13 protein-coding genes are annotated in these 13,412 nt (G+C 61.5%); 12 read left to right on the forward strand and 1 reads right to left on the reverse strand.

The window, feature by feature from the left end:
* The first annotated feature begins 6 nt into the window (after window positions 1–6).
* The 8 genes from AC1AYD_RS03235 to AC1AYD_RS03270 all read left to right on the forward strand — a co-directional run bounded on the left by AC1AYD_RS03235 (window position 7) and on the right by AC1AYD_RS03270 (window position 7,463).
* The gene (locus AC1AYD_RS03235) at window positions 7–180 is read left to right on the forward strand and encodes a hypothetical protein (RefSeq protein ID WP_476502483.1); all 174 of its coding nucleotides are present in this window, start codon (window positions 7–9) and stop codon (window positions 178–180) included.
* Between the two features lie 20 nt (window positions 181–200).
* Complete coding sequence (locus AC1AYD_RS03240) at window positions 201–608, forward strand: hypothetical protein (RefSeq protein ID WP_476502482.1); 408 nt, start codon at window positions 201–203, stop codon at window positions 606–608.
* Between the two features lie 223 nt (window positions 609–831).
* Window positions 832–1,632 carry a hypothetical protein gene (locus AC1AYD_RS03245; protein WP_476531453.1) on the forward strand — a complete coding sequence of 267 codons (801 nt, stop codon included), beginning with the start codon at window positions 832–834 and terminating at the stop codon, window positions 1,630–1,632.
* A gap of 211 nt (window positions 1,633–1,843) precedes the next feature.
* On the forward strand, window positions 1,844–3,145 hold the full coding sequence (locus AC1AYD_RS03250) for a hypothetical protein (RefSeq protein ID WP_476531455.1): 1,302 nt from the start codon (window positions 1,844–1,846) through the stop codon (window positions 3,143–3,145).
* A 9-nt stretch (window positions 3,146–3,154) separates the two neighbouring features.
* On the forward strand, window positions 3,155–3,328 hold the full coding sequence (locus AC1AYD_RS03255) for a hypothetical protein (protein ID WP_476531456.1): 174 nt from the start codon (window positions 3,155–3,157) through the stop codon (window positions 3,326–3,328).
* A gap of 100 nt (window positions 3,329–3,428) precedes the next feature.
* Complete coding sequence (locus tag AC1AYD_RS03260; protein ID WP_476531458.1) at window positions 3,429–3,941, forward strand: hypothetical protein; 513 nt, start codon at window positions 3,429–3,431, stop codon at window positions 3,939–3,941.
* An 8-nt stretch (window positions 3,942–3,949) separates the two neighbouring features.
* Window positions 3,950–5,734: an ABC transporter ATP-binding protein gene (locus AC1AYD_RS03265; RefSeq protein ID WP_476531460.1), complete on the forward strand. Its 1,785-nt coding sequence runs from the start codon at window positions 3,950–3,952 to the stop codon at window positions 5,732–5,734.
* A gap of 178 nt (window positions 5,735–5,912) precedes the next feature.
* Window positions 5,913–7,463 carry a sugar transferase gene (locus AC1AYD_RS03270; protein ID WP_476531462.1) on the forward strand — a complete coding sequence of 517 codons (1,551 nt, stop codon included), beginning with the start codon at window positions 5,913–5,915 and terminating at the stop codon, window positions 7,461–7,463.
* A 232-nt stretch (window positions 7,464–7,695) separates the two neighbouring features.
* Here the strand turns inward: AC1AYD_RS03270 and AC1AYD_RS03275 are convergent, their stop codons facing one another.
* Window positions 7,696–8,886, reverse strand: coding sequence for an ATP-binding protein (locus tag AC1AYD_RS03275; RefSeq protein ID WP_476531464.1), 1,191 nt, complete (start codon window positions 8,884–8,886; stop codon window positions 7,696–7,698).
* Between the two features lie 619 nt (window positions 8,887–9,505).
* Between AC1AYD_RS03275 and AC1AYD_RS03280 the strand changes: the two genes are divergently transcribed.
* The 4 genes from AC1AYD_RS03280 to AC1AYD_RS03295 are packed head-to-tail and all read left to right on the forward strand — an operon-like array spanning window position 9,506 to window position 13,404.
* Entirely contained in the window at window positions 9,506–10,744 is a 1,239-nt protein-coding gene (locus AC1AYD_RS03280; protein ID WP_476532289.1) for a nucleotide sugar dehydrogenase, read from the forward strand.
* A gap of 24 nt (window positions 10,745–10,768) precedes the next feature.
* Window positions 10,769–11,239, forward strand: coding sequence for a PssD/Cps14F family polysaccharide biosynthesis glycosyltransferase (gene pssD, locus AC1AYD_RS03285; RefSeq protein ID WP_476531466.1), 471 nt, complete (start codon window positions 10,769–10,771; stop codon window positions 11,237–11,239).
* Window positions 11,240–11,264: 25 nt separating this feature from the next.
* Window positions 11,265–12,887: a PssE/Cps14G family polysaccharide biosynthesis glycosyltransferase gene (gene pssE, locus AC1AYD_RS03290; RefSeq protein WP_476531468.1), complete on the forward strand. Its 1,623-nt coding sequence runs from the start codon at window positions 11,265–11,267 to the stop codon at window positions 12,885–12,887.
* On the forward strand, window positions 12,874–13,404 hold the full coding sequence (locus AC1AYD_RS03295) for an acyltransferase (protein ID WP_476531470.1): 531 nt from the start codon (window positions 12,874–12,876) through the stop codon (window positions 13,402–13,404). Before pssE ends, AC1AYD_RS03295 begins: the two co-directional genes overlap by 14 nt.
* The last annotated feature ends 8 nt before the right edge of the window (window positions 13,405–13,412 follow it).

The following is a 13,412-nucleotide window of genomic DNA, read 5'->3' on the forward strand; positions in this document are numbered from 1 at the left end:
AAGATCATGAAGGAATATGAGAAGCCTGAACTGGAAGCCATTCTGGTGTCCGGCACCGATATCGTCTGCGACTCCAACATGACTGGTTGCGAAAGCCCGGATGATCCCGAGTGCAGCACTGATAACGGTGGCGGCGACATCGACTTCGGTGACCTCTCCGGTGCCAGCACCCTCAACTGAGGCGGTAGGAGTTCGGTAGTATGCCTCAGCATGACGGACACGGCGCTTCTGCGTCGTCCTCTGCCTTCCCGCGCAAGCGGGTCATCGCGATCGTCGCGGCCATCGTCATCATCGTCGTGGTCGCGGCGATCGCCGCGTTCGCCGTCTCCTCCGGGAACAAGACGAACGGCAACACCGGTACCTCCGGTACGAGCACCAGCGTCAACAAGGAGTCCACGTCGAAGTCGAAATCCGGCTCCGGCAACTCCGACAGCGGCGAACCCACGTTGGACTTCTCCGAACTGGAGAACTCCGACGGGTCCGATTCGCAGGATTCCAGCGGGGATTCGTCCGGTGACGGCTCCTCCTCGCAGGGGATGACGCCGGCCGAGCATCCGGATTCGGATTCGGATAATTATGGGCCGATTTATGAGCTGAGTGGGAATTAAGAGGCGGCTGACGTAGCGGTTTGAAAATGTTGCGTTCCAGCTAGCTTGTCTTGGGTTTCTCTCCCTCAGTCGGCTTCGCCGACAGCTCCCTCATCAGAGGGAGCCGAATTTGGCGAAGGCTCGTATCTGCATGAATGTGCGGATACGAGCCTTTTTGTTTTAGAATGCGGGGGTGAGTGAATTTTGTATGCGGGTGGCTGGGGTGACGGTGGCGGTGCGGTCGATGCATGATCGGATCCGCCGTCAGGCCGCCGACTATCTCATCGAATCGCACGGGTTCGCACGCGACGCCGCGTCGGCCGACCTCGCCATCGTCACCACGCAATCGGATATCGACCATGAGCGCACCGTCGGTGATCCCGGCGACTGGCGCGACGACTATCTCGAAACCCTCGCCGTATTCCGCAGGATCGCCGAATACGCGCCCCTGCACGACCGGCTCGTCTTCCATGGCGCGACCATCGCGATGGACGGACGCGCATACATCTTCACCGCGCCCAGCGGCACCGGCAAAAGCACGCACATCAGTCTGTGGCGACGCGTGTTCGGCGACCGCGTGCAGATCATCAACGGCGACAAACCGATCCTGCGCATCGAACGCGGCGGCGACGCTGGCACCGCGACGCCGCGCGTCATCGCGTATGGCACGCCGTGGGCGGGCAAGGAAGGCTGGCAGCGCAACGTGGGTGCGCCTCTCGCCGGCATCTGCGTCGTGACGCGCGCCACCGGCGGCGGCCCGGTGAACGAGGCGGACCGCGGCGCGGCGGCGATGCCCGCCGACGCCGCGCCGGTCCGTTTCCTCGACGACGACGGCGTGGCGAACACGTGCGTGCGTCTCGACACCGCCACGTCGCTGCCGTACGTCGCGCGGCAGACCTACATGCCCGCCGACCCGGCGGCCGCGCTCGGCACGCTCGGTCTACTCGACGTGCTGCTCGCCGCCGTGCCCGTCTACCGTCTCTCCTGCACGATCAGCGATGCCGCCGTCCGCGCCAGTTCCGGCGCGCTCCTCGGCGGCGAGTGACGGTCGGCGCGCGGCGTAGCCGACGGACGACACAGATTGGCGAACGATGTCAGCCTGTGGACGATTCGGGTGCATGGCTGTTCCCTTGTTAACGGGTGGGTGTTAGACTCCCCGGTAGAGGAAGAACGATGGACGCCCGTGCAGTGTAGGACATGCACCGTGATTCCCACGATGAATCGGCAGAATGACTGACCGAGAACGAAGGTGAAAGATGACAGTGAAGAACATGAAGAAGGGAATCGGCGCGGTAGCCGGCCTCGCCATGGTGGCGGCCCTGTTCGCCGCCGCCCCGGCCGCCTACGCCGCGGATGGTGACAATACTGCTGAACCTGTGGCTACGGTCACCCGCAACGACAACGGTGACGAGATCGGCAGCTACGGTACGTTGCAGGAAGCCGTCTCCGCGGCATGGGGTGGCAACTCCACCGTTACGTTGCAGAAGAGCGTCGAGACGGACCAAGTCTACCTGAACAACAAGGCCATCGACCTGAACCTGAACGGATACAACATCACCGCGTCCGCGGGGACCCCGGCGCTCGCCGTCGGCGGTGCGAACGGCGCCTTGACCATCAAGGACACGTCCGCCAACGAGAAGGGCACCGTCACCGGTGGCCCGGCGGTCCAGGTGAACGATACCGCGAAGCTGACCATCGAAAGCGGCAACTTCGACGGTCTGACGACGTGGAAGAGCGCCACCAAGGCCGATGAGAGCGTCGCCTACGCCATCAAGGTCGACGATGCCACCGAAGGCAACAGCGATGTCCAGGTGACCATCAACGGCGGTACCTTCAAGAGCACTGGTGATGCGAGCTCCAAGCGTCTGCTCGACCAGAACGATGCGGATACCGCCAAGGGCATCGTCCGCTACTCCGTTTCCGGCGGTACGTTCGACGGCACCGACTGGGTCAACAACGCGTACGCCAACCCGGCGAACGGCGACAAGTGGGGCACGAAGTCCTACGTGAAGGACGGCTACCAGTCCGTCAATGCCGTGACCGATGCCGGCAGCGTCAACGCCTCCAAGTTCGTGGTCGTCCCGCAGACGTCCGACTTCTTCGCGTTCAACGGCACCTCCCTGCGCAACTCGAACAACGGCAACGCCGCGACCACCGATCTCCGCTTCCGTTACCGTCTGAACGAGCTGAAGAGCTTCAGCGATTACGCGTGGGGCTGGGACTACGGCACCGGCGAGACGTACGATGCTTCGAAGCGTCTCCCGCTGACCTTGGCCGGCAAGAACTACACCGTTTCCGCTGACGGTTCGTACTCCACGAGCCTGGTGCTTCCCTCCATCGCGGCGAAGAACTACGACCGTCAGGTGGTGTCGCGGTTCTATGTCCAGTTCAAGACCGTGGAAGGCACCACCGCCCGTGTGGAGGACGGCGTCCAGTACCGTTCGGTCAACCAGGTGGCCAACGCCATCCTCGCTGACCAGAGCGCCTCCCAGAAGGACAAGGACTACGCTCAGGCCCTTCAGGATGCGTACAAGAAAGCTACCAACACGACCAAGTGAGGCATGATCATGGAAAAGATGCAATACGAGAAGCCGTGGCTGCACGCCACGATGTTCACCGGCCTTGATGTCATCACCACGAGCGACAACCAGGGCTGCGATCCGTTCAATCCGGCCCCCGGCTGCCCGACGACGCAGACCGATCCGACGGCCGTCGACCCGTCCGTCACGCCCACCGCGTGACGACTGACGTCCCCTGAGGCGGGGAGCGCGAGCGAGGCTTGTGCTCCCCGCCTTTCGCATGTCCCGCGCTAATCGCCATCAATCATCAAGGAGAGCAACGATGACGCAACCCGAATCCGGAACGTATGATTCCGGGAATTCCCACGAGAAAGCGGAGCACGCCACGCACGGCTCCCGCAAACGTGTGATCGTGCTGGCGATCGTCGCCGTCTGCGCCGTCGCCATCGCGGCGGGACTGTTCGCCTTCGCGACCTCGCACACCGGTCGCCCCGGCGACGTGACCACCGTCTCGAACGGCACGAGCCAGCAGTCCGGCACTGATTCCACGTCGAAGTCCAAGAACACCACCACTACCGATGGCTCCGGCAACACCAGCAGTACCGATGGCGGCGCCGGTTCCAGCAGCACTGGTTCCGGCAACGGCAGCTCCACCACGGGCGGCAACGGTTCCACCGCCGACCCGGACGCGGGGGAGGATAACTCCGCCGACACGTCCCAGCTGTTCGGCGACAACGGCAGCAGCACCAGCGGCAGCGGCAATACGAACAACGGCACCTCCGGCTCGTCCGGCACCACCGACGGCGGAGACGGCGGATGGACCGGCGACTACTGATCCCGCACATGGCCCGTCACAAGGCGACCTCCGCCACCCCCACGTGGCGCGTCTACCGCTGGCTGCTCGGCGTCTACGGCCGTTCGTCGCTTCTCGTCGCCGCGCTGTGCGTGCTTCAGGCCGCGATGGCGGCCATCGCCGTCGGATACGCGCTGATGATGCGCGGCGCGATCGATGCGGCCGTCGCCCATGACGAATCCGCGTTCATCCGCGAGGCGCTGACGTTCGGCGTCGCCATCATCATCCAGATCACGTTGCGTGCCGCCAACGTCATGGTCGCCGAACGCGCCCGCGCCACGATGGACAACCGCATGCGCGCGCACGTGTTCGCCGGCATCCTCGACGCGCCGCTCGCCCGCACGCAGCGGTACCATTCCGGCGAACTCATGAACCGCCTCACCTCCGACGTGACCGTCGTCTCCGGTGCGGTCACATCGCTTGTGCCCAACGCCGTGTCGATGGCGATCCGCATCGTCGGCGTCGTCGCCGTGATGATCGTGCTCGCGCCGCTGCTCACCGCGCTGTTCCTCGTCGCCGGATGCGTGATGGCGTCCGCGTCCTTCCTGCTTCGCGGCCTGCTCAAACGCCTCCACAAGCGCGTGCAGGAGGCGGGCGGCCGCGTCCGCTCGTACATGCAGGAGGCGCTCGAATCCCTGCTCGTGATCCGCGCGTTCGGCGTCGGCGGCAAGGTGGAGACGCTCGCCGGGCGGCGCATGGACGCGCATCGGCGTGCGCGCATGCGCCGCGTCACCGTCACCGCCGTGGCGAGCACCGGCCTGTCATCCGCGATGAACCTCGGTTATCTCATCGGATTCGTCTGGTGCGGTTTCGGCATCCTGCACGGCACGCTGAGCTACGGCACGATGATGGCCGTCATCCAGCTCATCGGGCAGATCCAATCGCCGTTCGCGATGATGGGCGGCATGTTCCCGCAGCACGCGGCGATGCTCGCCAGCGCGGAACGGCTCATCGAAGTCGGCGACGATGCGACGCGCGACGTGACGGACCTCACGACGCGCGACGCGCACGGTGCGCACGCACCGGCGCCGCGCGAGGCCGGCGACGCGCGCGACCTGTACGCGCGCGCACGCGGCCTCAGCTTCGACCACGTCGACTTCACGTACGGACGCAACCAGGTGCTCCGCGACTTCTCCTGTCTCATCCGCAAAGGCGACTTCGTGGCGTTCACCGGACGTTCCGGCATCGGCAAAAGCACGGTGATGAAGCTCCTGCTCGGCGCCTACGCGCCGCAGCAGGGCGCAATCGGCGTGCGCGACGATACGGGCGGCCTCGTCGCGCCCGGCGACGTGCCGCACGGCTTCTTCGCGTACGTGCCGCAAGGCAACAATCTGATGTCCGGAACGATCCGCGAGGTCGTCGCGTTCGCCGACCGCGACCCCGACCCGGCGCACATCGACGACGACCGCGTGCGCGAGGCGTGCCGGATCGCCGACGCCGCAGGATTCGTCGAGAACCTGCCGGACGGCTACGCGACCCTGCTCGGCGAACACGGCACGGGACTGTCCGAAGGGCAGATGCAGCGCATCGCCGTCGCACGCGCGCTCTACAGCGGCGCGCCCGTGCTGCTCCTCGACGAATCCACGTCCGCGTTGGACGTCGCCACCGAGCACGCGATGCTCGAACGCATCCGCGCGCTGCGCGACCGCACCGTGCTCATCGTCACGCATAGAGCCGAGGTGCTGGAGTACTGCGACGCGGTGGTGGAACTCGGAGCGGGAGACGCCGGGAATACCGAGAGCACCGGGAACACAGGGAACATTGCCGGAAAGTGAACTCGTCGCGAACACTTGGCACCGGCGTTTCCCAGCCACCGCCCGCAATACGGGATGTGTGGAAACTGGGTAGATGGTGCTGCTAAGCTGAGCCTCAGTGGCATCTCCTGACGGAGTCATGCCGGGAGAGAACAAGGAAAACGAGGTTCGGACAGTGGTGTTGTCAGGTCAAACAGGTGTGGGAACCAGTGCCGCCCCAGCGGCCGGAGGTCCGGTACAGCTCGCCGATACCCGCCAGCTGCAGCTGACGCGCGTCCTGTACTGGCGTTTCTTCGTCAACCTGGCGTTGGCGCTCGTCGACGCGGCCGTGTTCCTCGTCGTCGCCACCACCGTGATCATGCTGTGGCAGCCGACCGACGGGTTCGTCTCCGACCGTTTCGGCTTCGACCTCAACCTGACCGTGTACCTCATCATCGCGGCGATCGTCTACGTCGGCTGCCTCAACACGATGGGCGTCTACCACCGCCACGTGATGGGCGACGGATACCAGCTCAACTCGCTGCTGTTCCTCGGCACCATCCAGGCATGGGTGATTCTGTGCGCAATCAACTACGTGCTTGACGTGGATGTGTGGTTCAGCACCACGGTCGTGCTGCTCCTGCCCGTGTGGGTGTTCGCGATGATCGAACGCTACATCGCGCGACTGGTCATCACGCGCAGCAGGCAGAAGGGCGGATACGCGTACGGCACCGTGATCGTCGGTTCGCCGCACGGCATCGGCCGCATGCTGCGGTTCCTCGCCCGAAGGGAACAGCTCAACTACAGGCCCGTCGCCGTGTGCCCGATCCTCCTCGACAAGGAGACCGGCACCATCCACCCCGACCATGACCGCGAGGCGATCGACCGCGAGGTGTTCGCCAACTGGGGTTCCCGTCTGCCCGTGCTCGAATACGACGACCATTCGCTCGCCGAGCGCGTGGTCGGCATGAACGCGCAGACCGTGATGGTGACCGATGTGCTGCGCCGCTTCTCCGACAACTTCAACATCTTCTCCGTACGCATGGAGTCGCTCGGCCTCGAGACCGCGCTCGTCGCCTCCGCCGCCGACACCACCAACCATGAGATCCAGGTGCGCTCCATCCAGGGCACGACGATCATCACGCAGCGCCTCGCCCAGTACGGGCCCGCCACCACGATCGTCAAGCGCGCGTTCGACCTGATCGTCTCGACGCTTGCGATCCTGTGCTCGCTCATCATCACGCTGCCCGTCGCGATCGCCATCAAGGTGACCGATGGCGGTCCCGTGTTCTACTCGCAGGAGCGCATCGGCCTGCGCGGCAAGCCGTTCCGCATGCTCAAGTTCCGCTCCATGGTGACCAACGCCGACGAGCTCAAGGCGAAGCTCGCCGAGGAAAGCGGCCAGGAGGACCGCTTCATCTTCAAGATGAAGGACGATCCGCGCATCACCAAGGTGGGCCATTTCATCCGCCGCTTCTCCATCGACGAGCTGCCGCAGTTCCTCAACGTGTTCAGGGGCGACATGTCCGTCGTGGGCCCGCGCCCGCCGCTGCCCGAGGAGTACGAGCGCTACAACAAGCTGTACGCGACGCGCATGCTCGTCAAGCCCGGCATCACCGGCCCGTGGCAGGTGTCCGGCCGTTCCGACCTGACCGCCGAGGAGAGCGAGGCGCTCGACGTGGCGTACGTGCAGAACTGGTCGATTCTGGGCGACATCGTGCTCATGTTCCGCACGGTGGGCGCCGTGTTGAGCCACAAGGGCGCGTACTGAGTCAGTCGCGTGCGTGCGTGCGTTGGTTGTGCGTGGGGCGGTCCGTTCGGGCCGCCCCACGTTCGTTTATGTGCGGGTGTGGTGCGGCGTGTGTGCGCATGGGGCGCGGTATGCGCGTGCGTATGAGGTCGGCCCCCTCTGCCGAGGGGGCCGACCGCGAAGCGGACTGGGGGAGAGTCTCGTTGGCCCGTCGCGACCCGTACGACAATGTGGACGGAGCCCCGGTTTGTGCCTACCGGAACAGAGGGATTGACCCGAGAAGGAAATCCTCCAACGGTGTCTCGTATGAACCGACGACAATGGTGTGAGTGCCGGGATATCGGCTACAGAATGCGTCAAGGCCATCGAGCTTACGGATACGGCCGCTTTTCACTTCGATGGCGGTGCGGCTTGCTCCGCTGGTGATGACGAAATCGACCTCACGGTTGCTGGTGTCGCGCCACCAGTTGACCTCGAAACCTTCCCGTGCGGCACGTCTCAGCAGGTATGCGCCAATGGCGCTTTCGACGAGGTGCCCCCGTCTAGTGTGATCCGACAGCAACAGACTGCGATTCGGCCCATAGGATGCAGTCATCAATGAGGTGTCGTGCACGGCCAAACGCGGTGACGATGCTCGCTTTCGGATGGCCTGGTCGCTGTATTTCTGAATACCGCTGAGTAGCCCTGCGTCGGACAGGACATCAAGGTAGTGGGCGATGGTGGTGGTGTTGCCGGCATCGTCGAGTTGACCCATGATTTTGCGATAGGAAATCTCCTGCGCGGAATACGCCGCCCCCAATGAGAACAATGCCTTCATCAGGGCGGGCTTGGTGATTCGTTCGAGACCTATCACGTCATTGAGGATGCTGGGGTTGATGATCGAATCGGTCATGTACAACAGCCATCGTTCTTGGTCGTCGCGCAACGGCAGGGCTCCCGGGTACCCGCCGAAATACAGATACTCGTCCAGACTCATGCCGAACGCGTCACGGACTTCCTCGTAATCCCATTGCTGTGAGCGGAGCAGCTCAAACCGTCCTGTAAGGGTCTCGCGCAGCCCCTTTTGCAGAAGCAATGCGGATGAACCGGTCAAAATGACATGTATATCGGTGCCGTTGTCCGTGTCTTCATCCCATAGGGATTTGACGATGGATGACCACTGGGGAATCATTTGAATCTCATCCACCACCAGCACGACGGGTTTGCGGTCCCGCATGGCGAGCAATCTGGCCTCGTCCCATTCCCTGCGCAGCCATTCTCTGGACATGGTCAGTTCCTGAGATGCGCGGGAGAAGCGATATGGCAGATCGTTTTTTTTCAAAGCTTGGCGTACTGCGGTGGTTTTCCCGGTTTGCCGGGGTCCGACTACCACCTGTATGAATCGTCTCGGTTCGTTCATCCGACTGACGAGGCTGTTGACGAGGCCGCGTTCGTACTGTCGCATAGCGTTCCTTTCCTGTTGGTAGCTGTAATTGTATGGCTGTTGAGTATTTTTGCTCAGTCACTGAGCAAAAATACTCAACAGCCATACAATCCCGTGATTTCGGCCCGCTTGCCGTGAATCGCAGGATTGTTGGTGTCCATGGGTCCACCGTATGGATTCTCGCCGCCGCGCCGCAACCCGTACCGGCAATGTGGACAGAGCCTCTTTCGGGAATCTTCAATCGCGGTTTTGTCGGAATTCGGCGGCTTCGCATGTTCGGCAAGCTTGACGTGGACATGATTATGCGTGGAAATGCACATGACGGGCAAAGGGGATGCCGGAGTCGGCATGTGGCTTGAGGTGGCAGGGCGGAGATGAGACGGCAGGGTGGAGATGGGTTCCCCCTTGCGATATAGTTTGAAATAGTTTGTGATGCCACACACCTGTACGGGTGCGTTCACAAGCAGGAGGAGAGCAGTGAGGAAGATGCGCCAAGCCGTTGCCGACCGTTGCGCCGGATTCCTCGGGGATGCTTTCGGCGCTGCTCTCACGCACCGGAGTGTGCTTCGCCCGCGCCTCGGTTTGCGTTCATCGGAACAGTAGGGAAGAAGGATACGTAGGGATGAATGATTTCGACTCTCTGAAGATCGCGGTTGCAGGTACCGGTTATGTGGGTCTGAGCTTGGCCACGTTGCTGTCGCAGCATCATCAGGTGACCGCGGTGGACATCGTGCCGGCGAAGGTCGATATGATCAACAACCGCAAGTCCCCGATCCAGGACGATTACATCGAGAAGTATTTCGCGGAGAAGAAGCTGAACCTCACCGCCACGCTCGATGGAGAAGCGGCCTACAAGGATGCCGACTTCGTGATCATCGCCACTCCGACGAACTACGACAGCAAGAAGAACTTCTTCGACACCTCCGCGGTGGAGGCCGTCATCGATCTGGTGATGAAGGTCAACCCGGAAGCGATCATGGTCATCAAGTCCACGATTCCGGTCGGCTATACGAAGGCCATCCGCGAGAAGACCGGTTCGAAGAACATCATCTTCAGCCCTGAGTTCCTGCGTGAGTCCAAGGCCCTGTACGACAACCTGTACCCGAGCCGCATCGTGGTCGGCACCGATCCGGAGGACCAGCATCTCGTCGAGGCGGCCGAGACGTTCGCCAAGCTGCTGCAGCAGGGCGCCATCGAGGAGAACATCCACACGTTGCTCATGGGCTTCACGGAGGCCGAGGCCGTGAAGCTGTTCGCCAACACGTACTTGGCGCTGCGCGTCTCCTACTTCAACGAGCTCGACACCTACGCCGAGTCGAAGGGGCTGAACACCCGTGAGATCATCGACGGCGTGTGCCTTGACCCGCGCATCGGCACGCACTACAACAACCCGAGCTTCGGTTACGGCGGCTACTGCCTGCCGAAGGACACGAAGCAGCTGCTCGCCAACTACCAGGATGTGCCGGAGAACCTCATCCAAGCCATCGTGGATTCGAACACCACCCGCAAGGACTTCATCGCCGACAGCGTGCTCAAGAAGGCCGGATACTACGGCTACAGCGACAACAACGAGTACGATTCCAGCGATGAGAAGCCGATTACCGTGGGCGTGTACCGTCTCACCATGAAGTCCAACTCCGACAACTTCCGTCAGTCCGCCATCCAGGGTGTGATGAAGCGCATCAAGGCGAAGGGTGCCACCGTCATTGTCTACGAGCCCACGCTCGAGAATGGCTCCACGTTCTTCGGTTCCGAAGTCGTCAACGATCTGGACGAGTTCAAGCGCCGTAGCGATTCCATCCTCGCGAACCGCTACAACAGTGTGCTTGATGACGTGAAGGACAAGGTCTACACGCGCGACCTGTTCCGCAGGGACTGAGGTTAGTCGGAGGATCGGTACGGCATGAGCAGGAAGAACCCCAAGCTGTGTTTCGCCGCGTCATCCGGCGGCCATTATGAGCAACTGATGATGCTGAAACCGTTGATGCAGCGGTACGACAGTTTCGTATTGACTGAGCAGACGCAGTACAAGTCGAAGGCCAAGGGAGAGAAGACCTACTATGTGGGCCAGATCAACCGCAAGGAGAAGACCGTGCTGCTGAAGCTCATCGTCAACGCGTTCCACTGTCTCGGCATCTTCATCAAAGAGCGCCCTGACGTGATTATCTGCACGGGGGTTCTTGCCATGCTGCCGATGTGCCTGCTGATGAAGCTGTTCGGCAGGAAGCTCATCTACATCGAGTCGTTCGCGAAGGTGACTTCCGCGACGGAGTCCGGCAAGCTGCTGTACCGTTTCGCCGACCGGTTCTATGTGCAGTGGGAGAGCATGAAGAGCATCTACCCGAACGCCATCTATCTCGGCAGCATCTACTGAGCCGATTGGACGGGAGACGGACCACATGATTTTCATCACCTTGGGATCTCAGAAATTCCAGTTCAATCGTCTGCTCAAGGCCGTGGACGAGCTGGTCGCGGACGGTACGATCACCGAACCGGTGTTCGCACAGAGCGGATACAGCGACTATCAGCCGAAGCATTACGAGTTCAAGCAGTTCCTTGACCGCGACGAGTTCGCCAAACGCATGGGCGAAGCCGATCTCGTCATCACGCATGGCGGCACTGGTGCGATCATCGGCGCGGTGAAGAAAGGCAAGAAGGTCATCGCCGTGCCGCGTCTCGCCAAGTACGGCGAACACGTGGACGACCACCAGCTGCAGCTGCTCAAGGAATTCAAGCAGATGGACATCATCTGCGTGTGCGATGACTGCTCCCAGCTCGCCCAGGCGCTGGATGAGGTACGGCATACCGAATACAAGCCATTCCACTCCAATACGACGACTATCATCGACTCGATCGATGGGTTCATCCGTTCCGAGGTGATGGGGGAGAAGCCGGCCGGCGGGAACAGTGGCAAGGGCAACCTGCGTGTGCTCATGGTCGGTAACGACCCGTCCGTCAAGGGCGGCATCACCAGCGTCATCAGTCAGCTGCTCGCCCATGATTGGGTCGCTGACGGTGTGTCGATGAAATTCATCCCCACCTACATCGCCGCGAATCCGGTGAAGAAGATCCTGTTCTTCGAAAAGGCTTTGCACCGTATCCACAAGCTGCTTGCCGATTCGACGACCCGACCGGATGTGGTGCATATCCATATGTCGTACAAGGGCAGCTTCGTGCGCAAGTATCAGGTGCATAAGCTGTGCCGTAAGTATGGCGTGCCGGATGTCATCCACATGCATGGCTCCGAGTTCAAGAAATGGTATGACGGCTGCAAGCCCGCGGAGCAGGGTCGTATCCGCGCCATGCTGCGTGAGGCCTCGGCCGTGATTGTGCTCGGTGAGCAGTGGGACGAGCGCATCAAGGCGATCGAGCCGGCCGCGCATACGGTGGTGGTGAGCAACACCGTGCACATTCCCGAGACGACCGTGAGTTGGGCTGCCGATGCCCGGCGTTTCCAGGTGTTGTTCATGGGCGTGCTGATTCAGCGTAAGGGCGTGGGCGACCTGCTGGATGCGGTGGCCAAGCTGCGCGATACGGGTCGCTTGGGTGACATGCATGTGGTCATCGCCGGCACCGGGTCGCAGGAGGAAGAGCTCAAAGGCAGGGCCCGCGAGCTTGGGCTCGCGGATGGTGCCGTGGAGTTCGCCGGCTGGACCGCCGGCAACAAGAAGCGTGAGCTGTTCGAGCACAGTCAGGCGTTGGTACTGCCCTCGTATAACGAAGGACTGCCTGTGGCCGTGCTCGAGGCCATCAGCTACGGCATGCCCGTGGTCGCCACGAATGTGGGCGATATGGCCGCGGCCGTGCACGATGGTGAGAACGGTCATCTCGTCAAGCCGGGTGACGTGAGCGCGTTGGCGGATGCGCTGGCGGATATCCATGATCATGATCGCTATGAGGCGTTCTCGCATGCGTCACGTAAGCTGGCGGAACGTAAGTTCGACGATGGGAATTACTTCCACCTTTTGAAGGAAATGTATATGCAAGCACTTTCAGTGGGAGGATCGAATGCTTCTCGATAGAAAAGTCACAGAGCTGAGAATCAAGCGATGGAAGGCTCAGGGAGCCATCATCGGAGCGCATTTTCAGCTGGAACGTGGGGCATTCCTCGACTCGTCATTCCCGTGGCTCGTCACGATTGGCGACAATGTGACATTAGCTCCCGATTCGCTAGTACTCTGTCACGACGGAAGTACTAAGAAAGCTATTGGATATTCGAAAGTCGGTAGAGTAAGTATCGGTAACAACGTGTTTATCGGTGCAAAGAGCATTATTCTACCGAATACAACAATTGGCGATAATGTAGTTATTGGTGCCGGCAGTATAGTTCATGGTGATATACCTGCGAATGTGGTTGTCGCGGGAGTGCCGGCTCATATCATCTGTACCATCGATGAGTTCTCGCTGAAGAATAGTAAGCGCATGAATCAAGGACACGTGTTTGACGTGTCATATACCAATCGAGGGAATATAACAGATGATAAAAAAGAAGAAATGAAGGCATTGCTGTCACAAACAAAGCACGGATATATAGTGTGAATGTAATG

The sequence above is a fragment of the Bifidobacterium sp. LH_426 genome, assembly GCF_056356875.1.

What these genes read in the sequence shown, in the direction of transcription:
- AC1AYD_RS03255 (WP_476531456.1), top strand. Translation starts at nt 3,155, where the DNA reads ATGGAAAAGATGCAATACGAGAAGCCGTGGCTGCACGCCACGATGTTC.
- AC1AYD_RS03295 (WP_476531470.1), top strand. Translation starts at nt 12,874, where the DNA reads ATGCTTCTCGATAGAAAAGTCACAGAGCTGAGAATCAAGCGATGGAAG.
- AC1AYD_RS03275 (WP_476531464.1), bottom strand. Translation starts at nt 8,886, where the DNA reads ATGCGACAGTACGAACGCGGCCTCGTCAACAGCCTCGTCAGTCGGATG.
- AC1AYD_RS03265 (WP_476531460.1), top strand. Translation starts at nt 3,950, where the DNA reads ATGGCCCGTCACAAGGCGACCTCCGCCACCCCCACGTGGCGCGTCTAC.
- AC1AYD_RS03250 (WP_476531455.1), top strand. Translation starts at nt 1,844, where the DNA reads ATGACAGTGAAGAACATGAAGAAGGGAATCGGCGCGGTAGCCGGCCTC.
- AC1AYD_RS03235 (WP_476502483.1), top strand. Translation starts at nt 7, where the DNA reads ATGAAGGAATATGAGAAGCCTGAACTGGAAGCCATTCTGGTGTCCGGC.
- pssD (WP_476531466.1), top strand. Translation starts at nt 10,769, where the DNA reads ATGAGCAGGAAGAACCCCAAGCTGTGTTTCGCCGCGTCATCCGGCGGC.
- pssE (WP_476531468.1), top strand. Translation starts at nt 11,265, where the DNA reads ATGATTTTCATCACCTTGGGATCTCAGAAATTCCAGTTCAATCGTCTG.
- AC1AYD_RS03245 (WP_476531453.1), top strand. Translation starts at nt 832, where the DNA reads ATGCATGATCGGATCCGCCGTCAGGCCGCCGACTATCTCATCGAATCG.
- AC1AYD_RS03260 (WP_476531458.1), top strand. Translation starts at nt 3,429, where the DNA reads ATGACGCAACCCGAATCCGGAACGTATGATTCCGGGAATTCCCACGAG.
- AC1AYD_RS03240 (WP_476502482.1), top strand. Translation starts at nt 201, where the DNA reads ATGCCTCAGCATGACGGACACGGCGCTTCTGCGTCGTCCTCTGCCTTC.